Here is an 18821-nt window from a genome sequence, read left to right on the forward strand (position 1 = left end):
ACCGAGGCTGCCGCCGCCCTACCGAGTAGAAGCCGCGCGGCATTATCGAAAAACCCCCCAACCACACCCCGCGCCGCGACGCGCGCCCCCCCCCCCCCCCCCCCCCCCCCCCTGCCGACTGCTCCAGCGAAAGCCCCGACAACCCAGACGAGGAGTTCCAGCATGCCCATGAAGATCGACTCGGTGATCGCACGACAGCGTGTCGACGACCTGGAGGCGGCCGTCCCCTTCTACGAACGGCTGACGGGCCTGACAGCCGGCCGCTTCGAGTTCGCCGGTGTGCGACTGGCGAGCGTCGCCCCCTTCCTGCCGTTCTGCGGCCCGGACGAGGCAGTACAGAGAGTCGCCGGGGTGAGCGCCACTCTCGCGGTCACCGATCTGGCCGCTGCCGTCGAGGAAGGGGTGGCGACCGGCGCCACCGTGGTGATGCCGGCACAGCCCACCCCCAACGGTCACCGCGCCGTGCTGCGACACCCGCACGGGGGCGTGTACGAGTACGTCGGCCCCTGAGCCGGGAGTCGGCCGAACCAAACCCCTTGCCTAATGGTCAAGAAGTGTTGACCATTAGGGGCATGACAACCGATGATCTCCCCGAGGCGTTCCACGTCACCACGGACGAGCAGCTACGCGCCGTCTCCAACCTCACGCGTCACCGGATCATGGCCGTACTCCGCTTCGAGCCCTCGACGATCACCCAGATCGCCGAGCGAGTGGGCCTCGCGAAGGGCAGTTCCAGCTACCACGTACGGCTGCTCGAACGGGCCGGCCTGGTGAAGGTGGTGCGGACACGGAAGGTCCGGGGAGTCACCGAGCGGTACTACGCGATGGCCGCGCGGTCGATCGTGCTGCCGGATCCCGGCGAGGGAGGCCCGGATGTGCTGATGCGGCACGCGGTGGCTGACCTGGAGGCATCGCCGGCGGACGGCGAGCGGCACGTGCGGATGGCGCATCTGCGGCTCACCGAGGAGCAGTTCGCGGAGCTCGGAGCGCGGCTTGAGGCGCTGGCGGACGAGTACCGGGAACTGTCCGATCCGTCGCTGCCGGACGCCTCGCTCGTCTTCGCGCTGTTCCACCCGGCAGCCGTCAAGCAGGTCGAAGGGGAGGCCAAGTGAGCAGAGACATGGGTAAGTCGCCGACGGGGTTCGGACGACTGTGGACCGCGCAGACGGTGTCCTCGCTCGGTGACGGGGTGACGCATGCCGCACTTCCGCTGCTCGCGCTGACGTTGACGCGGGATCCGCTGGCGCTCGCCGTCGTCACGGCCGCCGGAACGCTGCCGTGGCTGCTCTTCGGGGTGCTCGGCGGCGCGCTGGTGGACCGCTGGGACCGTCGGCGGACGATGTGGGTCGCGGACGCGGCGCGTGCGGTGCTGCTCGCCATTCCGGCGGCGGCGGCCGCGCTCGACGTGCTGAGCATTCCGCTGCTCGCGGCCGTCGCCTTTCTGCTCGGCCTCGGCGGGCTCTTCTTCGACACGGCCGCCACAGCCTATCTGCCGGATCTGCTCGGCCGCGACCCCGCGCTCCTGGAGCGCGCCAACTCCCGTCTGCGCGGCGCCCAGACCGCCATGTCCGGCTTCGCCGGGCCGCCCGCGGGCAGTGCCCTGCTCGCGCTCGGGCGGGCGGTACCGCTGCTCGCCGACGCGGTGTCCTTCGCGCTCTCCGCGCTGCTCGTACGGTCGCTGCCCGCCGCTCCCCGGCCCGTACCGCAGGCCCGTGAGTCGCTGCTGCGGCAGGCGCGGGCAGGCGCCTCGTACGTGTTCCGGGATCGGGTGCTGCTCGGCCTCGCGCTGCGTCCGGCGGTCGGGAACATCGCCTTCCTCGCCGTGGAGACCGTACTCGCCCTCTTCGCGCACGACCGTCTCGGCGTCGGCGCCTTCGGCTTCGGCCTGCTCCTCACCGCGGAGGCCACCGGCGGTCTGCTCGGCGCGGGCATCGCCTCCTTCCTCGGCCGGCGACTCGGCACCGGCGCCGCGCTGACCTGCACGGCCGCGGTCGAGGGACTCGCCATCCTGGGCCTCGCCGCCGCCCCGAACCCGTACGCCGCCGGCCTTGCGCTCGCCGTCTGCGGCGCGGCCATGGGCGCCACGATGGTGCTCGCCCCCTCCCTGCGGCAGACGATCGTCCCCGCCCATCTGATGGGCCGGGTCGCCTCCACCTCCCGCATGCTCGCCATGTGCGCCGCCCCGTTCGGCGCCTTCCTCGGAGGCTGGCTGGCCACCGCCTACGACGTACGCACCCCGCTCTACACCGGCGCCGGCCTCCTCCTCACCATGACCGCCGTCACCGCGACCATGACCAGCAACCGCCGCGTCGAGGCGGCGCTGCGCGCCGCCGCGGCCGGTGATGCAGATCAGCGGGAATCCCGGGACCGCCTCCACGAGCGCGCCGTCTAGTACCGGCTCCGATCGGCGGTGCGGCCGGCGGCTAGGCGGCTACCGCGGCGGCGAAGGCGTCGGGGTTGTCGAACATGATGTTGTGGCCGGCGCCGGGGACGGTCACGACGTCCACGCCGGCCGCCCGGAGCCCGTCCGCGCCCGGCAGTTCGCCGCTCAGCTCGCCCTGGAGGTACACCCGCGGAACGGACGAGCGGATCAGCATCTCGCGCATCACGGGATCGGTGCCCCGCACCAGGTGGACGGCGGTCCGGTGCAGCGCGAGCGGGTCGGCCAGGCGCATGGTGGCCGCCCAGGTGGGGCCGACCCGCTCCAGGACACGGGCGAAGCCCCCGCCCCGTACGAACTCCTCCTCCGTGTACGACGCGATCCCGCTGCTGCCCGCCGTGGGCGCCGGGATCGGGTCGAGGTTGCCCTCGGTGACGACGAGCCGCCCCACCAGGTCGGGCCTGCGGTGGGCGAGGACGACGGCGACCGCACCGCCCATGCTGTGCCCGGCGATCACCCCGCCGCGCACCCCGGCCGCGTCGAGCGCGGCGGCGAGGGCGTCCGCGTGGTCTTCGAGTCGGTAGGCGAAGTCGTCGGGCCGGTCGCTGATGCCGTGTCCCGGCAGGTCGACGAAGAGCACCTGCCGTCCGGCGAGTTCGGGCCGGGCCGCGATGTGCGCGTGGTAGACGGTCGACGCGGCGCCCAGGCCGTGCACGAACACCACGGCGGGCCCTTCACCGGCCGCCTCGGTCCATCGGATGACGCTGCCCCGCTCGTCGAATCGTGCCTCGCGCACAGTCCACTCCCCTCTCACATACCTCGCCATCACAGTACTACGTCATCGCAGTACTACGGTGACGTCATCGTGGGAGAGAATGCGGGCATGCTGGAACTGTCGATCCTCGGTTTCCTCTACGAGACCCCGCTGCACGGCTACGAGCTGCGCAAACGCATCACCGCCCTCACCGGCCACGTACGCCCGGTCGGCGAATCCACGCTGTACCCGGCGATCAAGCGCCTGGAGAAGGCCGGCCTACTGGTCCGCGAGACCCGGCCCGGCCCCGCCGCCGCGCCCCGCCAGGTCCTCACCCTGACCCCCGTCGGCCGGGACGAACTCCGGCACCGCCTCGCCGACGCCGAAGGCCCCGACGTGACCGACGAGAACCGCTGGTTCACCCTCCTGGCCTTCCTTCGCCACCTCGACGACCCCACCGCCCAGGCCACCGTCCTGCGCCGCCGCCTCGCCTTCCTGGAGGAACCCGCCAGCTTCTTCTACGCCGGCGAGCACCCCCTGCGCGCCGAGGAACTGGACGACCCGTTCCGCCAGGGCATCCTGACCATCGCCCGCGCCACCACCCGCACGGAACTCACCTGGCTCCGCACCACGCTCACCGACCTGGAGAACCACCCGGTGCCGTGACTCGGCTGCACCGGGCGGCCGCTGGTGGCTGCCGCCTCCATTTTTGGTGACGCCCGCACCCGGTGCCGTGCCAAGCTGCATGCACCGAAGGGGTGTAGCTCAGCTGGCCAGAGCGCCGGTCTCCAAAACCGGATGTCGCAGGTTCGAATCCTGTCGCCCCTGCTGTCGAGGTCCTGTCAGGCTCTTCAGGCCACGAGAAGGCGGAGGCCCAACTCCGCCGCGTCGAGGCCCGCGAGTTCCGGGTTCCGTTCGGCCCAGCGGCGTGAGGAGAGGTCTTCGCGCAGGCTGTTCACCGCGCGCTGCTCGGCCTGTGGTCCGACTCTGGTCCACACCGAGATCGCGCGGCGCACATGGTCGTCCAGGTACGCCTCGGGCCGGCACCAGTAGGCCTCGAAGAAGCCGTCGGCGCAGTCCCACGGGATGAGCACCGGTTCCATGCGGGCCCCGATCGCGCCGGCCAGTTGGTCCACCGAGGGCCGGCCGGCGACCAGGGCGGCGACCTCGGGAAGGTAGTCGCGGGTGAGCCGGAACCGGTGACGCCAACCGGTTTCGCTGGCGTCGTGCGTGAACACCACCACGCGCCGGGCCACCCGCCGCAGCTCCCGGGGCCCGGTATCCGGCCGAGGTGCGCGCGGACGGCTGTACGAGGCCGATCTCGTCGTAGTGATGCAGCGTGCGGACGCTCACGCCGGCCGGCTCGGCGACGCGTCCCACGGTCAGGTGTTCCTCCACGCCGCCGACTATGTGGCATCACGTCACGTGAGGGTCAAGCACCGCCCGCACGTGCGGTCAGTCGCGGACGTGCAGGGCGAATCCCGTGCGTCCCTTCGGCTCCAGGCCCTCCTTCAGGTGCAGCGAGGGGATCTCGTAGTCGCCGAAGTTCTGCCGGCGGAAGGCGATCGGCTCCGTCGACTCCAGCGTGAGCAGGCGCTGCTGCCAGGCCTTCGCGACGTCCTGGTAGCCGTCGTCGGTCATCCGGTCGGTGCCGTACAGCACGAACGGCGGCAGGACCTCGATGCCCGGGTAGTACAGGATGCCGTGGTGGATCGGGAACAGCAGGTCGTCGATGGGCCCGTTGATCCCGCGCGCGGCGTAGTGCGACTGCGGGCCGCCGGCGGTCACCGACAGGAGCGCCTTCTTCCCGGCGAGGGTGCCTTCGCCGAACCGCTCGCCGTACCTGGTGTCGCTGTGCTCGCCGACACCGTACGCGAAGTGGTAGGTGAACACGCGGTCCACCCAGCCCTTGAGGATCGCGGGCATCGTGTACCACCAGAGCGGGAACTGGAAGATGATCGTGTCGGCCCACAGCAGCTTCTCCTGCTCGGCCACGACGTCCGGAGTGAGCGTCCCGGCGTCGAAGGCCCGGCCCGAGTCGAGGGCGACCTTCAGCGGACTGGAGGCGGCGGGGCCGTAGTCGGCGGCGTCCGCGACGGCCTTCCAGTTCATCGCGTACAGATCGCTCACCCGTACCTCGTGTCCGGCGGACTCCAGGGTGGACACGGCGAGGTCCTTGAGCGAGCTGTTGAGCGACTTGGGCTCCGGGTGGGCGTGGACGATCAGCGTCTTCATGGTCATGGGTGACTCCTTCGGACCGGATGGCCTTGATGCGGATGCCTCGATGCGGATGCCTTCGATGCGGGTGTCTTCGATCCTGGGCGCCGCGGCGGCCGGTGTTCAGGGACGCTTCTTCCGTCGGACCGGGCTTCCTGGTAACGGCAGGGCCACCTTCGCGAGAGCCGTCGCGGCGATACTGGGGGCATGGACGATCTTGCGGGCTTCCTGCGGACCCGGCGCTCCCGTATCGACCCCGCCGCCGTCGGCATCCCGACCGACAGCCGCCGACGGGTCGCGGGCCTGCGCCGCGAGGAGGTCGCGCATCTGTCGGGGGTCAGCGTCGACTACTACGTACGCATGGAGCAGGGGCGCGCGACCCAGCCCTCCGCCCAGGTGCTCGACGCGCTCGCCCGTGTCCTCGGCCTCGACGAGACCGAGCGCGGGCACCTCCACCGGCTCGCCGGGCAGCGCCGCCGCCCCGCGAAGGCGCCTGCCGGGCGCCTGCGGCCCGAGGCGCTCCGCGTCCTGGACCTGGTGGGCGACGCTCCCGCGCTGATCATGAACCACCGCCTGGACGTCCTCGCCGGCAACCGCCTCGCCCGGCTCCTCTACGGCCGGCCGATCCCCGGCCTGAACACCGCCCGGCACATCTTCCTGGAGGAGGCCGAGCGCGGTCTCTACGCGGACTGGGAGACGTGCACCCTCGATGTCGTCGGGCACCTGCGCCTGGCTGCCGGCAAGCACCCGGACGACCCGCGTCTCGCCTCCCTCGTCGGCGAGCTCGCCATGGGCAGCGAACGCTTCCGCCGCCTCTGGGCGCGGGCGGACGTGCGCGCCCGTACCCATGGGCGCAAGGCGTACCGTCATCCGCTCGTCGGCCTGCTCGAACTGCACCAGGAGAACTTCGCGCTGCCGGAGGAATCGGGGTTGGAGCTGTTGGTGCTGTCCGCGGCCCCCGGCAGTCCTGCCGAGGACGGGCTGCGTCTCCTGGCGGGCCTGGACACGGACGGCGCCGACGCGCGGACCGCAGTCGACGCCCAGGTCTGAGCCCTGCGGTTTCGGCGGTGCACGGTGGTTGAGTAGGCTCGGGGTGCCGCGCCGGGGTCAGCAGAGGAGAGACACGTGTTCGTGAAGGTGTGCGGGCTCAAGACGCCCGCCGACATCGATGCGGCGGTCGCGGCCGGGGCGGATGCCGTCGGTCTGGTGATCAGCGGGACCAGCGTCCGCGGACTCGCACGGGACCACGCGGCACGGCTCGCCGCCCACGTGCCGCCGGGTGTCCTCTCCGTCCTGGTCGTCAACGACACCCCTGCCGCCGACGCCGCCCGCATCGCCGGCGAGTTCGGCATCGGGGCGCTCCAACTGCACGGCAGGGCGTACGGCGAGGAGGACTTCGCGGCCGCCGCCGGGACCTTCCCGCGGCTGTGGCGTGCCACGTCCTTGAGCGACCGGCCCGACACGCGGGTCGGCGCCTACGGCGAGGAGGTCCTCCTCCTCGACTCGCCGCGGGCGGGATCCGGCGAGCCGTGGGACCTGTCCCTGCTGGAGACGGCCCGGCCCGAGGGCACGTGGCTGCTCGCCGGCGGGCTCGCCCCGCACAACGTCGGCGAGGCGATCGGCCGTGCCCGCCCCTGGGGCGTCGACGTGTCCAGCGGCGTCGAGTCCGCTCCGGGCGTCAAGGACCACGACCTCATCCGTACGTTCGTCACGGCGGCGAAGCAGGCCGCCCGGGCCGGGGCCTGAGGCCGCACGGGGCCTGAGACCCGCACACCCCTCCGCCGAGCCCACCACGGGTCTGAGCCCCGCACACCCCTCCGCCGAGCCCACCACGGGTCTGAGCCCCGCACAGGACCTGAGCCCCGCACAAAGCCTGAGCCCCGTCCGGGCGCGGCCGGGCTCAGTCCTCGTCGTCGACCAGGTCGTCCTGGACCCGCAGCCCCGCCACCCACAGCGGCATCATCCAGTGCGCCGCCAACACGCCGACGAGGACCGGGGCCACGGCGGCCCGGAGGGGTGCGTCCGCCAGGACGCCGTACGCGCCGACGCCGAACGCCGTGGCGACGAGCAGCCACAGGGTGATGCGGTGGGCCAGCGCGCGCACCCGGTCGCGTTCGACCAGCTGGCGCTCGTCGAGCATCCGGCCCCGCAGCTCCAGGAGTCCGCGCGTGGAGCCGTTGAGCAGGCCGGTGAGCAGCACCCAGGGGAGCAGCACCACGGCGACCACGGCCAACAGCCCGTACCCGGGTCCGAACACCGAGCCGATCCAGGCGCCCACTCCGGTGACGGTGAGGGCGATGTGCGCCCCCACGAGCATCCGGCGCCTGGGCACGGTGGCGTAAGCCGCGGCCGCCCGGCGGTCGTTCATCACGGCGTACATCCGCCGGTCGTAGCGCGTCGCGGTCATCACTGCTTCCTCCCGTAGACCTCGTCGGTGAGCGGCTGGAACGGCTCCAGGGAGAACAGCGCCTCCACCGGCAGTCCGAAGAACCGGGCCATTTTCAGGGCCAGGTCGAGGCTGGGGTTGTACTGGCCGCGTTCGATGTAGCCGATGGTCTGGTAGTGGACACCCACTGCCTCGGCGAGTGCCTGTCGCGACACTTTCCGCTCTGCCCGGACAACCGCCAGCCTGTTGTGCACCTGCTCGCTCATGTATAAGAAGTACTACATTTGAACGCAGGAGCACAACATCACGGCCGGCCGCCCCGTGGGCCGGCCGCTTGCCGGGTACACCTCGCGCGTCGCCACCGCTCCGACTCCTGTCACGGCGACTTTTCGGACTTTCCTTGCCCTCTGCGGCGCTACGTACCGATTCGCGACTGACACGATTCAAATCCAGTCATAGTCATGACAGTTGGTGCCGCGGCGTGAACGAACTGCGTAGGTTCTGGAGCGGTTCGGGAGGTCCTGTGACGGCCCGAGCCGCGAAGTTCTTTCACCCGCACAGGAGAGGAATCAGCATGGCTGACATCGATCTCGGGCTGGCTTCGGACTGGGACGAGGGCGACACGCACGGCCGCGTCAAACTGCGGGAGAACCAGGTCTACCCGGGCTCGCCGAAGAAGGACGTGCTCATCAGCTCCCCCGTGAGCATCGAGCTGTCCGTCAACACGAACTACTCCTCCTCCCAGGAGGCGGACAAGATCTACTTCACGACCCACCACGGTTCCACGAAGAAGATCATCGCGGTCCTCGACTCCGACGGGAACCTGCACATCGCCGGTCGTCTGATCACCGACCAGAAGGACCTCCGGTACTGAGGCTCCCCTGCCTCGGATACCTGAGATGAGATGGTGGCGGTCTTGCCGGAGGAAGTGGCGAGGCCGCGCCATTGCATGGGCCCGCTCGTGGCCGTCTTCCCGGCCGGCCCCGGAGCGAGTCCGAGCGCGCGAGAAAGATCACGGCCCGTTCAGTGCATCCTTGGATCGCTTTCGTGCGTCTCCCACGGGAAGACGTCCATCTCTACCAAGGACAGAAGACTTTGCTGACTCCGACACTCGGCCTGCGCAGTGCCGTGACCGTCTCGCTCACGGCCTCGGCCGTACTGGCCGGCGGCCTCTTCGCCGGCCAGGCGCACGCCGCCGTTCCCGTCCCGTCGATCACCGCACCGGGCGGGTTCGTCATGAACAACGGGACGGGTACGGCCCTGTACGGGAAGACCGCGGACACCCGCCGGTCGACCGGGTCCACCACGAAGATCATGACCGCGAAGGTGGTGCTGTCCCAGCCGAACCTCAACCTCGACGCCAAGGTCACGATCCAGAAGGCCTACAGCGACTACATCGTCGCCAAGAACGCCTCCTCGGCCCGACTCATCGTCGGGGACAAGGTGACCGTCCGCCAGCTCCTCTACGGCCTCATGCTGCCGTCGGGCTGCGACGCCGCGTACGCGCTGGCCGACAAGTTCGGCACCGGCACCACGCGGGACGCCCGGGTCAAGTCGTTCATCGGGAAGATGAACGACGAGGCGCGGCGGCTCGGCCTGCGCAACACCCACTTCGACTCGTTCGACGGAATAGGGAGTGGACAGAACTACTCGACTCCGCGTGACCTGACGAAGATCGCCAGCAGCGCGATGAAGAACTCCACGTTCCGCACCGTCGTCAAGACGAAGTCCACGCAGCAGAAGGTGACCACCAAGAGCGGTGGTTACCGGTACATGTCGTGGACGAACACGAACAAGCTCCTGAGCACCTACAGCGGCGCGATCGGCGTGAAGACCGGTTCGGGTCCGCAGGCCAAGTACTGCCTCGTCTTCGCCGCCACCCGTGGCACGAAGACGGTCATCGGCACGGTGCTCGCCTCGCCGTCCGAGGCGAACAGGGCGGCCGACGTCAAGAAGCTGCTGGACTACGGCTTCGCGAGGTAATCCTCCCGGTGCGCCCCCGGCCGTCTCCCCCTCTCCGGCGGGAGACGGCCGGGGGCTTCCGCGTTCCCGGGCGCGTCGGCGAACCGGGCGAGTGCCGCCGGTCCAGCGTGATCACGCCGATCTCCGCAGGTCATCCCGTGCGTGATCCACTGGGTCCGCACCGCAGGGAGCGGTGCGTGAGGAGCGTGAAGCATGTCCGACGCCGCCGCCGTCTCGATCCGTCCGGTCCGGGAGGGCGACTTCGACCAGTGGCGTGCCCTGTACCGGGGGTACGCCGACTTCTACCGGGTCGAGCAGACCGAGGAGGCCGCGCGGCTCGTCTGGTCCTGGATCCACGACCCGGGCCACGAGGTGGAGGGCCTCGTGGCCGAGGCCGCCGACGGGCGGCTCGTCGGACTCGCGCACTTCCGGCCCTTCGCTCGCCCGCTGTCCGCGACCGTCGGCGGCTGGCTCGACGACCTCTTCGTGGATCCGGCCGAACGCGGCTCCGGGGTGGCGGACCTGCTGCTCGGCGCCCTTCGTGTGATCGGGGCCGAGCGCGGCTGGAGCGTCGTCCGCTGGATCACCGCCGACGACAACCACCGCGCCCGTTCCAAGTACGACCAGGTGGCCACGCGCACGATGTGGGTCACGTACGACATGGCTCCCGAGGCCTGAGTCCGGTCGGCGCGTCCCGGAGGACGCCCCCCCGCCGCGCGCCTGCCGGAAACCTGCACAACGTGTGCGTGTCGAGGAGCGGCGCCTTCACCGTTCCCCGACACCGAGGGAGCCGGGGCCGCCCGGACGGAACCCTTCTGTCCGTTTAAGTTCCTCGTGCGAGGCGGGGTCGCCGGATCTGTTACTCGATTTCGAGGAGATGGTGTCACCATTCGGTGAATGTGGGTGCACGGTCGCTTCCCGCGGTGCAGAAACACCCGTGAGGAAGCGTCAACCGAATTTCTCCGGTCAGCCGTTCGCGTGATTTGATCAATCCGCTGCGGCCGCAGAAGACGGATTCCCCCCCATGAACGAAGGGTGCGCATCATGCGTCACGACCTTGAGACCGCTGAGATCTCCGACGCCGACCTCGACGCCGTCTCCGGCGGCCTCGTCACCATCTCCGGCGGCCTCGCCGGCGCTGTGACCAGCGACGTCACCAACCTCCTCGGCACCGTCGGCTCCCTGCAGACGGTCCAGGGCGTCGAGGGCCTCGTCGCCGGCGTCCCGGGCCTCGCGTCCGGCATCACCGGCATCTCGGTGAACACCGCGGGCATCGCCGGTATCTGAGCCGGTTTCCGATCCGGTTTCTGAGCCGGGTTCTGAGCCGGTTTCTGAGCTGGCTTCTGAACCGGCTTCCGAACCGGCTTCCGAACCGAGCTTCGGTCGTGAACTCCGGAACCATTTCGGTTCCGGAGTTCACGGCCACCCCCGAGTCCGACCACGCACCACGCGATCGCGGTAAAAGCGCGAGAACGCAGCCGAAGGAATAGTCCGTGCAGTTCCGCCGCAATGCGCTTTCCAAGCTGCGATCGCCCGAAGAACTCGACGTCCCCGTGCGTTTCGCCCGCCCCCAGGGCCGTCTCGTGCTCGCCGTCACCCTCGTCGTCATGGCCGCCGCGGGCGTCTGGGCCCTCACCGGCACGGTGACGTCCAAGGTGAACGCGCCCGGCCTCCTGACCCACGCCGAGGGCACCTATCTGCTGCAGAGCCCGGTCGCCGGGCAGGTCACCGAGGTCCTCGTCGAGGAGGGACGGTCCGTCGCCCCCGGCGCGCCGCTGCTGACCGTCCGTACGGAACAGGGCGACCGGCCCGTCCGTGCCGTCGCCGGCGGTCGTGTCACCACGCTGTACGCGAGGCTGGGTTCGGTCGTCACCACCGGCGCCGATGTGGCGACCGTCGAGCGCGTGACCGACCCCCACGCCCCGTTGAGGGCCGTCCTGTACCTACCGGGGGACACCGCCGCGACGCTCCGCGTGGGCGCCCCCGTCGACCTCGGCGTCCAGTCCGTCCCGCGCGACCGGTACGGCGTGCTCCGCGGCCGTGTCGCCGCCGTCGGCCGCACCCCGCAGACGCAGGCGCAACTCGGTGCCTTCCTCGGCGACGCCGGGCTCGCCGCGCGGTTCTCCCGCGCGGGCGATCCGGTCGCGGTCCTGGTGGCCCTGGACCCCTCCCCCGCCACCGCCTCCGGATATGCCTGGTCGTCCACGGACGGGCCTCCGCACGCCCCCGAGTCCGGCACGCCCGTCACCGGCGCCGTCCACCTGGCCGCGCAGCGCCCCGTCGACTGGCTGCTGCCGTGAGCGCGGCACGGGCGGCCGCCCCGTCCCGGGCCCGCTCCACAACCCGCCGCCTCCCGCCCGCGGGCCGTCCCCGGCGCCGTACACCCGCCGCCAAGGGCCGGCGGCCCCGTACCGTCCGCACCCCCACCGTGCTCCAGATGGAGGCGGTCGAGTGCGGCGCCGCGGCGCTCGCCATGGTCCTCGGGCACCACGGCCGCTTCGTCCCGCTGGAAGAGCTCCGGATCGCCTGCGGCGTCTCCCGTGACGGGTCCCGGGCCGGCAACCTCCTGAAGGCGGCGCGCGGTTACGGCCTGCAGGCCAAGGGCATGCAGATGGACCTCGCCGCGCTCGCCGAGGTGACCGCTCCGGCCGTGCTCTTCTGGGAGTTCAACCACTACGTCGTGTACGAGGGGACGGGCCGCCGTCTCGGCAGGCCCGGCGTGTACGTCAACGATCCCGGCAGCGGGCGCCGGTTCGTCCCCATGGACCAGTTCGACACCAGCTTCACCGGCATCGTGCTGACCTTCGAACCGGGTCCCGGCTTCCGTCGCGGCGGCACCCGGCCCGGCGTCCTCGCCGCCCTCCCGACCCGGCTGCGCGGCACGTCCGGCACGATGGCCGCCGCGGTCGTCGCGAGCCTTCTCCTGGTGGCCGTCGGCGCGTGGGTCCCGGCCCTGAGCCGTACGTACATCGACATGTTCCTGATCGGGAACCAGACGTCCCTGCTCGGTGTGGTCTTCGCAGCGATGGCGACCGCCCTCGTCCTCACCGCGACGCTCACCGCCCTCCAGCAGGCCAATCTGCTGCGCGGGCGGATCATCGCCTCCACCCTGGGCAGCGCCCGCTTCCTGCGGCACCTGCTGCGGCTCCCGCTCGCCTTCTACGCCCAACGCAACCCGGCCGACCTCGTCCAGCGCCTCCAGACGAACGACGCCGTCGCCGAGACCCTCGCCCGCGACCTGGCCGCGGCGGCCGTCGACGCCGTCGTCGTCCTGCTCTACGCGGTACTGCTGTGGACGTACGATCCCCAACTCACCGTCGTCGGCGTGCTGATCGCCCTGCTCAACGTCGTCGCCCTCCGGGTCGTCGTCCACCTGCGGGCCACCGGCACGCAGAAACTGCGCGCCGAGAGCGCCCGGCTCACCAACACCACGTACAGCGGACTCCAGCTCATCGAGACGATGAAGGCGACCGGCGGCGAGGACGGCTTCTTCCGGCGCTGGGCCGGACAGCACGCCACCACCCTCGACGTGCAGCAGCGGCTCGGCGTGCCCAGCGCCTGGCTCGCGGTCGTCGCGCCCACCCTCGCCGCGCTCAACAGCGCGCTCATCCTCATGATCGGCGGCATGCGGGCGGTGGAGGGGCACCTCACCGTCGGCCTGCTCGTCGCCTTCCAGGCCCTCGTGACCGGCTTCACCGCGCCGATCACCCGGCTCAACGGCGTGGCGGGCCGCATCCAGGACTTCGCCGCCGACATCGCCCGCCTCCGCGACGTCGAGAACTTCCCCGTCGACCCGGTGCACACCCGGCGCGCCCCGGGCGCCGCCACCCGCCGCCTCACCGGCCACGTCGAACTGGAAGGCGTCACCTTCGGCTACAGCCCGCTCGACGCCCCGCTGCTCAAGGACTTCCGGCTCACCGTCGGCCCCGGGCAGCAGGTCGCCCTGGTCGGCGGCTCCGGCAGCGGCAAGTCCACCGTGTCACGGCTGATGTCCGGGCTCTACACGCCGTGGGAGGGCGCGATCCGCATCGACGGGATGCGCCTGGAGGACATCCCGCGCAGTGCCCTCGCCGCCTCCGTCTCCTTCGTCGACCAGGACGTCTTCCTCTTCGAGGGCACGGTCCGCGACAACGTGGCGCTCTGGGACCCGTCCGTCCCCGACGAGGCCGTCGTCGCCGCCCTCCAGGACGCCGCCGTGTACGACGAGGTCGCCCGCCGCCCCGGCGGGATCCGGAGCCGCGTCGAGCAGGACGGCCGCAACTTCTCCGGCGGCCAGCGGCAGCGCCTGGAGATCGCCCGCGCGCTGGTGCGCCGCCCGAGCGTCCTGATCCTCGACGAGGTGACCAGCGCGCTCGACGCGGCGACCGAGCAGACCGTCATGGACAACCTGCGGCGGCGCGGCTGCGCCTGCGTGGTCATCGCCCACCGGCTGAGCACCGTGCGCGACAGCGACGAGATCGTCGTGCTCGACCGGGGCACGGTCGTGGAGCGCGGGCGCCACGAGGAGCTCGTCGCCGCGCGGGGCACGTACGCCGGTCTGGTCAAGGAGCACTGAGGTGACCGTCCCCCATCCGCCCGCAAGCCGGTACGACGGCGTGGCCCCGGACCCGGTCGTCGCCGCCCTGGGTGCCCTGGGCACCGCGGTCGACTGCGCCGGTCTGGGCAGCTTCGCCCTGGAAGGCCCGCACGTCCTCTGGCTCGTCGTCGGGGGTGCGCTCGACCTGTTCGCCGTCGACGCGGCACGGCTCGGCCCCTGGCACTTCCTGGGCCGCCTCGAACCGGGCACGCTGCTGCTCGGCCCGGTCGACGGGCCCGCGCACACCCTGATCGGCCGTCCCGCGCAGGGCTGCCTGCTGCGCCGCGTCGAGCTGCGCGAACTGCCGTACGCGGCCCCCCAGTCGTACGGGGAGCAGGGATTCGGCAGTCAGTCGTACGGGGATCAGGGATCCGGCGGCCAGTGGTACGAGGGGCAGTGGTACGAGGACCAGAGCGCGTACGGCACGGGGACCGAGGTCCCGCTCAGCCCCCTGGAGCACGCGTTCAGCCTCGGCATCGGGCGCGGGCTGCGCGTCCTGTACCAGGCGGCCCTGGACGGCGGACCCGGCGACGGCCCCGGTGCGGCCGACGACGACGTCCTCTGGATGCGGATCACCCCCGGCAGCATCGCGTACGGAGCGGCCTACGCGACGAGCCACCAGGGTGACGGGACGTACGGCGGCTACGAGACGTACGACGGCGGCCACGGCTCCGGAACCCTGCTCGTCGACGCCGCCACCTGGCAGGGCATGGTCGACCAGCAGTACCGGCTGCTGTACGCCCTGGACGACTGGATCGAGCAGCTCGAACGCGACCACGAGGACCGTGCGGCCGCCGGGATCGAGGCCGGGCACGCCGCTCGTACGCGCGCCGACCACACGCTGCTCGCCTCCATCGGCCGCCCCGGCCACCGCTCCGGCGGCGCCCCTCGGGACCGCACCGCCGACGACGACGCGACCTACGCCGTGTGCCGGGCCGTCGCCGACGACGCCCGCATCGCCCTCGCCGAGCCGGACGGCATGGCCTCTGACCCCGGACACGCCGACCCCGTCGAACGCATCGCGCTCGCCTCCCGGATCCGCACCCGGGGCGTACGGCTCGGCGACCGCTGGTGGCGCGAGGACAGCGGGCCGCTCGTGGGCCACCGCGCGGCGGACGGGACGCCCGTCGCGCTGCTGTGGCGACGCGGCCGGTACACGGCCTTCGACCCGGCCACCGGTGAGCGGGAGCGCATCGACAGGACCGGCGCCGCCGCGTTCGCGCCGCGCGCTGTCATGTTCTACCGGCCGCTGCCCGATCGCCCCCTCGGTCTGCTGCGGCTGCTCCGGTTCAGCGCCAGGGGCACGCGGGCGGAGCTCCGCGACCTGCTCCTCGGGGGGCTCGTCGCGGTCGCCCTCGGCGCCCTCGTGCCCGTCGCCACCGGCAAGGTGCTCGGCGCGTACGTGCCCGCGGCCGAGAGCGGGCTCATCGTCCAGGCGGGCTTCGCGATCATCGCGACCAGCGTCGTGTCGGCCGCCTTCATGCTGCTGCAGAACACCGCGATCCTCCGCATGGAGGGCCGCATCGAGGCCACTCTCCAGCCGGCCGTCTGGGACCGGCTGCTTCGCCTGCCGACGACGTTCTTCGCCGGTCGGTCCACCGGTGAACTGGCCGGTGCGGCCATGGGCATCAGCGCCATCCGCCGGGTCCTGTCCGGCATCGGCCCGGTGGTCGTCCAGGCGGGCACCGTCGGCACGGTGAACCTGGTGCTGCTCCTCGTCTACAGCGTGCCCCTGGCCCTCGTCGCGCTCGCCCTGCTGCTCGCCGTCGCCGTGCTCTTCCTGGGCCTGGGCCTCTGGCAGCTGCGGTACCAGCGACAGCTGATCCGGCTCGGCAACAAGCTCGACAACCAGGCCTTCCAGACCTTGCGCGGTCTGCCCAAGCTGCGCGTCGCGGCGGCCGAGAGCTTCGCGTACGCCGCCTGGGCGGGGCGGTTCGCGCGGACCCGGGAGCTGCACCGGCGCATCGGGAGGATCAAGAACGTCCTCGCGGTCCTCGGCGCGGTCTGTCTGCCGCTGTGCACGCTCGTGATGTTCGCGCTCCTGGCCGGCCCGGCCCGGGGCACCCTGTCCGCGAGCGAGTTCCTCACCTTCAGCACCAGCGTCACGATGATGCTGTCCTCGGTGACGCAGCTGACCGGCGCGCTCCTCTCGGCGGCCGCCGTACAGCCCATGTTCGAACAGATCAGGCCGGTGTTCCGGGAGACGCCCGAGGTCCGCGCGTCCAGCGCGCCGCCGGGTGAGCTGTCCGGCGCGATCGAGGCCGAGAACCTGTCCTACCGCTACGCGGAGGACGGCCCGCTCGTCCTCGACGGGGTCAGTCTCCGGGTGCGGCCGGGCGAGTTCGTCGCGATCGTGGGGGCCAGCGGCTGCGGCAAGTCCACGCTCCTGCGGCTGCTCATCGGCTTCGACCGGCCGGGCTCCGGCACCGTGCGCTACGACGGTCAGGACCTCGCGGCCCTCGACCAGGCGGCGGTGCGGCGCCAGTGCGGTGTCGTCCTCCAGAACGCGCAGCCGTTCTCCGGTTCCGTCCTCGACTGCATCCGCGGCGCCGGTTCGTATCCGTTGGAGGACGCGTGGGCCGCCGCCGCGATGGCGGGCCTTGCGGAGGACATCAAGGCGATGCCCATGGGCATGCACACGATGCTGTCGGACGGCGGAGGCACCGTCTCGGGCGGCCAGCGCCAGCGGCTGATGATCGCTCAGGCGCTCATCCGCAGGCCCCGTGTCCTCTTCTTCGACGAGGCGACGAGCGCTCTCGACAACGAGGCGCAGCGGACGGTGATCGAGTCGACCCGCGCGCTGAACGCGACCCGTGTCGTGATCGCCCACCGGCTGTCCACCATCATGGACGCGGACCGGGTGATCGCCCTGGCGGACGGCCGCGTGGTCCAGGAGGGCACGCCTGCCGAGCTCCTCGCGGACACGACCGGGCTCTTCCACGAGCTGGTGCGACGCCAACTGGGCTGACGCGTCTGGTCCCTGTGCCGTGGGAGTCCGCGTGGCTGAGGCGGCCGGGGCGTCGGGCGGTGTACACGTACGACAGTGACCACCGCCGAAGGGAACACCGTGCGCTCCGACGTACCAGGCCGCCTGTCCCGCCGATCCGCGCTGGCCCTGTCCGCCGGTACGACACTGACGGCCGCGCTCGCCCTGGGCGACGGCACCGCGCGGGCCTCGCCCCGGGGGGCGGGCGGAGTCGTGGCGCGGCTGCGGCGGCTCGAGCGCGAACACACCGCGCGGCTCGGCGTGTTCGCGCGCGACATGCGCTCGGGCAGGACCGTGGCGTACCGGGCGAACGAGCGCTTCCCCATGGCCTCCGTGTTCAAGACGCTCGCCGTCGCGGCCGTGCTGCGCGACCTCGACCACGACGGGGAGTTCCTCGCCCGGCGCGTCCGCTATGCGACCTCGTACGTCGAGAGCTCGGGCTACTCGCCGATCACCGGGCGCGCCGAGAACGTCGCGGGCGGCATGACCGTCTCCGGCCTCTGCGACGCCGCGCTCCGCTTCAGCGACAACACCGCCGCCAACCTGCTCCTCGGGGAGCTGGGCGGCCCCACCGGCGTCACCCGCTTCTGCCGCTCGATCGGGGACCGCGTCACCCGGCTCGACCGGTGGGAACCCGAGCTCAACTCGGCGGAGCCCTGGCGGATCACCGACACCACCACTCCGTACGCCATCGGCGCCGGCTGTGCGCGCCTCGTGCTCGGCGACGCGCTGGAGCGCCACGACCGGGAGCGGCTCACCGGCTGGCTGCTCCGCAACACGACCAGCGGCGAGCGGTTCCGGCGTGGCCTGCCGCCCGACTGGCTCCTCGCCGACAAGACCGGCTCGGGGCGCCACGGCGGCGCCAACGACGTGGGCGTGGCCTGGCGGCCGGACGGCACGCCGATCGTCCTCGCGGTCCTCACCACCAAGGCCGAGGACGACGCCCCCGCCGACAACCCGCTGGTGGCCGGGGCGGCCGCCCTGCTGGCCGGGGAGCTCGGCGCCTCCGTCTGATTCGTTCAAGAGGACGGTGGTGCCGGGCCACTACGGTCGATGCCATGAACGTCACCGGCAGGGAATCACGCCACGTCAGCATCTTCATCGACCGCACCGTCGCCGACGTCTACGACTACGCGTCCCATCCGGTCAACCTTCCCGCCTGGGCCCACGGCCTGGGGGAATCCATCGAGAAGGTCGGCGACGCATGGGTCGCGGACGCCGCCCCGCTGGGGCGCGTCACGGTCAGGTTCGTGCCGCGCAACGACCTGGGCGTGCTCGACCACGACGTCACGCTCCCCTCGGGGCGGACCTTCAACAACCCGGTCCGGGTGATCGCCGACGGCAAGGGAAGCGAGGTGGTGTTCACCCTCCGCCGCCTGCCGGAGATGAGCGACGCCGAGTTCGAGCGTGACGCCACCACGGTCGCCGCCGACCTGGCCCGGCTCAAGGGGCTGCTCGAGTCCGTCTAGCTTGATCTTTAACATCTGGGCCGTTGGTCAGCTGCTGAACCGGGCCGAGGTGACCTCAGGCTGCGTGGGACCATTTCGGCATGCGCCTGGT

General features: G+C 71.8%; 19 protein-coding genes, 1 tRNA gene and 2 pseudogenes. 16 read left to right on the forward strand and 6 right to left on the reverse strand.

Annotated features, from left to right (window positions below):
* Nucleotides 1–162 precede the first annotated feature (162 nt).
* The 3 genes from ACZ7HT_RS33545 to ACZ7HT_RS33555 all read left to right on the forward strand — a co-directional run bounded on the left by ACZ7HT_RS33545 (nucleotide 163) and on the right by ACZ7HT_RS33555 (nucleotide 2392).
* Nucleotides 163–510, forward strand: coding sequence for a VOC family protein (locus ACZ7HT_RS33545; RefSeq protein ID WP_471172970.1), 348 nt, complete (start codon nucleotides 163–165; stop codon nucleotides 508–510).
* Between the two features lie 62 nt (nucleotides 511–572).
* Nucleotides 573–1112, forward strand: a complete 540-nt coding sequence (locus ACZ7HT_RS33550; protein ID WP_471172972.1) for an ArsR/SmtB family transcription factor — start codon at nucleotides 573–575, stop codon at nucleotides 1110–1112.
* A gap of 8 nt (nucleotides 1113–1120) precedes the next feature.
* Complete coding sequence (locus ACZ7HT_RS33555) at nucleotides 1121–2392, forward strand: MFS transporter (RefSeq protein WP_471173019.1); 1272 nt, start codon at nucleotides 1121–1123, stop codon at nucleotides 2390–2392.
* Nucleotides 2393–2423: 31 nt separating this feature from the next.
* On the opposite strand, the gene ACZ7HT_RS33560 is transcribed toward ACZ7HT_RS33555, so the two are convergent.
* A complete protein-coding gene (locus tag ACZ7HT_RS33560; RefSeq protein WP_471172976.1) occupies nucleotides 2424–3176 on the reverse strand; it encodes an alpha/beta fold hydrolase in 753 nt (250 codons plus the stop codon).
* Between the two features lie 87 nt (nucleotides 3177–3263).
* Between ACZ7HT_RS33560 and ACZ7HT_RS33565 the strand changes: the two genes are divergently transcribed.
* Complete coding sequence (locus ACZ7HT_RS33565) at nucleotides 3264–3800, forward strand: PadR family transcriptional regulator (protein ID WP_471172978.1); 537 nt, start codon at nucleotides 3264–3266, stop codon at nucleotides 3798–3800.
* Between the two features lie 88 nt (nucleotides 3801–3888).
* Nucleotides 3889–3962 (forward strand) — tRNA-Trp (locus tag ACZ7HT_RS33570).
* Nucleotides 3963–3985: 23 nt separating this feature from the next.
* Here ACZ7HT_RS33570 and ACZ7HT_RS33575 read toward each other — a convergent pair.
* From ACZ7HT_RS33575 to ACZ7HT_RS33585, 3 genes and pseudogenes are all read right to left on the reverse strand, one after another.
* Nucleotides 3986–4420, reverse strand: a pseudogene (locus ACZ7HT_RS33575) (MerR family transcriptional regulator); the annotation flags it as partial.
* A gap of 37 nt (nucleotides 4421–4457) precedes the next feature.
* Nucleotides 4458–4532: pseudogene (locus tag ACZ7HT_RS33580) on the reverse strand (hypothetical protein); the annotation flags it as partial.
* A gap of 57 nt (nucleotides 4533–4589) precedes the next feature.
* Nucleotides 4590–5369: an NAD(P)H-dependent oxidoreductase gene (locus ACZ7HT_RS33585; protein WP_471173022.1), complete on the reverse strand. Its 780-nt coding sequence runs from the start codon at nucleotides 5367–5369 to the stop codon at nucleotides 4590–4592.
* Nucleotides 5370–5558: 189 nt separating this feature from the next.
* Between ACZ7HT_RS33585 and ACZ7HT_RS33590 the strand changes: the two genes are divergently transcribed.
* Nucleotides 5559–6401: a helix-turn-helix transcriptional regulator gene (locus ACZ7HT_RS33590; RefSeq protein ID WP_471172980.1), complete on the forward strand. Its 843-nt coding sequence runs from the start codon at nucleotides 5559–5561 to the stop codon at nucleotides 6399–6401.
* Nucleotides 6402–6476: 75 nt separating this feature from the next.
* A complete protein-coding gene (locus ACZ7HT_RS33595) occupies nucleotides 6477–7097 on the forward strand; it encodes a phosphoribosylanthranilate isomerase (RefSeq protein WP_471172984.1) in 621 nt (206 codons plus the stop codon).
* Nucleotides 7098–7251: 154 nt separating this feature from the next.
* Here the strand turns inward: ACZ7HT_RS33595 and ACZ7HT_RS33600 are convergent, their stop codons facing one another.
* Entirely contained in the window at nucleotides 7252–7758 is a 507-nt protein-coding gene (locus ACZ7HT_RS33600) for a hypothetical protein (RefSeq protein ID WP_471172987.1), read from the reverse strand.
* On the reverse strand, nucleotides 7758–8003 hold the full coding sequence (locus tag ACZ7HT_RS33605) for a helix-turn-helix transcriptional regulator (protein WP_041127441.1): 246 nt from the start codon (nucleotides 8001–8003) through the stop codon (nucleotides 7758–7760). Before ACZ7HT_RS33605 ends, ACZ7HT_RS33600 begins: the two co-directional genes overlap by 1 nt.
* 308 nt (nucleotides 8004–8311) lie before the next feature.
* Here ACZ7HT_RS33605 and ACZ7HT_RS33610 point away from each other — a divergent pair, with 308 nt between their 5' ends.
* The 9 genes from ACZ7HT_RS33610 (at nucleotide 8312) to ACZ7HT_RS33650 (ending at nucleotide 18730) form a co-directional block, all read left to right on the forward strand.
* Complete coding sequence (locus ACZ7HT_RS33610) at nucleotides 8312–8611, forward strand: DUF6342 family protein (protein ID WP_471172990.1); 300 nt, start codon at nucleotides 8312–8314, stop codon at nucleotides 8609–8611.
* Nucleotides 8612–8853: 242 nt separating this feature from the next.
* The gene (locus tag ACZ7HT_RS33615; protein WP_471173025.1) at nucleotides 8854–9720 is read left to right on the forward strand and encodes a D-alanyl-D-alanine carboxypeptidase family protein; all 867 of its coding nucleotides are present in this window, start codon (nucleotides 8854–8856) and stop codon (nucleotides 9718–9720) included.
* A 192-nt stretch (nucleotides 9721–9912) separates the two neighbouring features.
* Nucleotides 9913–10377, forward strand: coding sequence for a GNAT family N-acetyltransferase (locus tag ACZ7HT_RS33620; protein WP_471172993.1), 465 nt, complete (start codon nucleotides 9913–9915; stop codon nucleotides 10375–10377).
* Between the two features lie 366 nt (nucleotides 10378–10743).
* Nucleotides 10744–10986 carry a hypothetical protein gene (locus ACZ7HT_RS33625; protein ID WP_471172998.1) on the forward strand — a complete coding sequence of 81 codons (243 nt, stop codon included), beginning with the start codon at nucleotides 10744–10746 and terminating at the stop codon, nucleotides 10984–10986.
* A 206-nt stretch (nucleotides 10987–11192) separates the two neighbouring features.
* The gene (locus tag ACZ7HT_RS33630) at nucleotides 11193–11999 is read left to right on the forward strand and encodes a biotin/lipoyl-containing protein (protein WP_471173000.1); all 807 of its coding nucleotides are present in this window, start codon (nucleotides 11193–11195) and stop codon (nucleotides 11997–11999) included.
* Nucleotides 11996–14254 (forward strand): NHLP family bacteriocin export ABC transporter peptidase/permease/ATPase subunit, encoded by a 2259-nt coding sequence (locus ACZ7HT_RS33635; RefSeq protein ID WP_471173003.1) that lies wholly within the window; start codon nucleotides 11996–11998, stop codon nucleotides 14252–14254. Before ACZ7HT_RS33630 ends, ACZ7HT_RS33635 begins: the two co-directional genes overlap by 4 nt.
* A gap of 1 nt (nucleotide 14255) precedes the next feature.
* A complete protein-coding gene (locus ACZ7HT_RS33640; protein WP_471173007.1) occupies nucleotides 14256–17243 on the forward strand; it encodes an NHLP bacteriocin export ABC transporter permease/ATPase subunit in 2988 nt (995 codons plus the stop codon).
* 75 nt (nucleotides 17244–17318) lie between these two features.
* Complete coding sequence (bla, locus tag ACZ7HT_RS33645) at nucleotides 17319–18275, forward strand: class A beta-lactamase (protein WP_471173008.1); 957 nt, start codon at nucleotides 17319–17321, stop codon at nucleotides 18273–18275.
* Nucleotides 18276–18319: 44 nt separating this feature from the next.
* On the forward strand, nucleotides 18320–18730 hold the full coding sequence (locus tag ACZ7HT_RS33650; protein WP_471173010.1) for an SRPBCC family protein: 411 nt from the start codon (nucleotides 18320–18322) through the stop codon (nucleotides 18728–18730).
* Nucleotides 18731–18821 lie beyond the last annotated feature (91 nt).

The organism is Streptomyces sp. NPDC037410 (genome assembly GCF_055602235.1).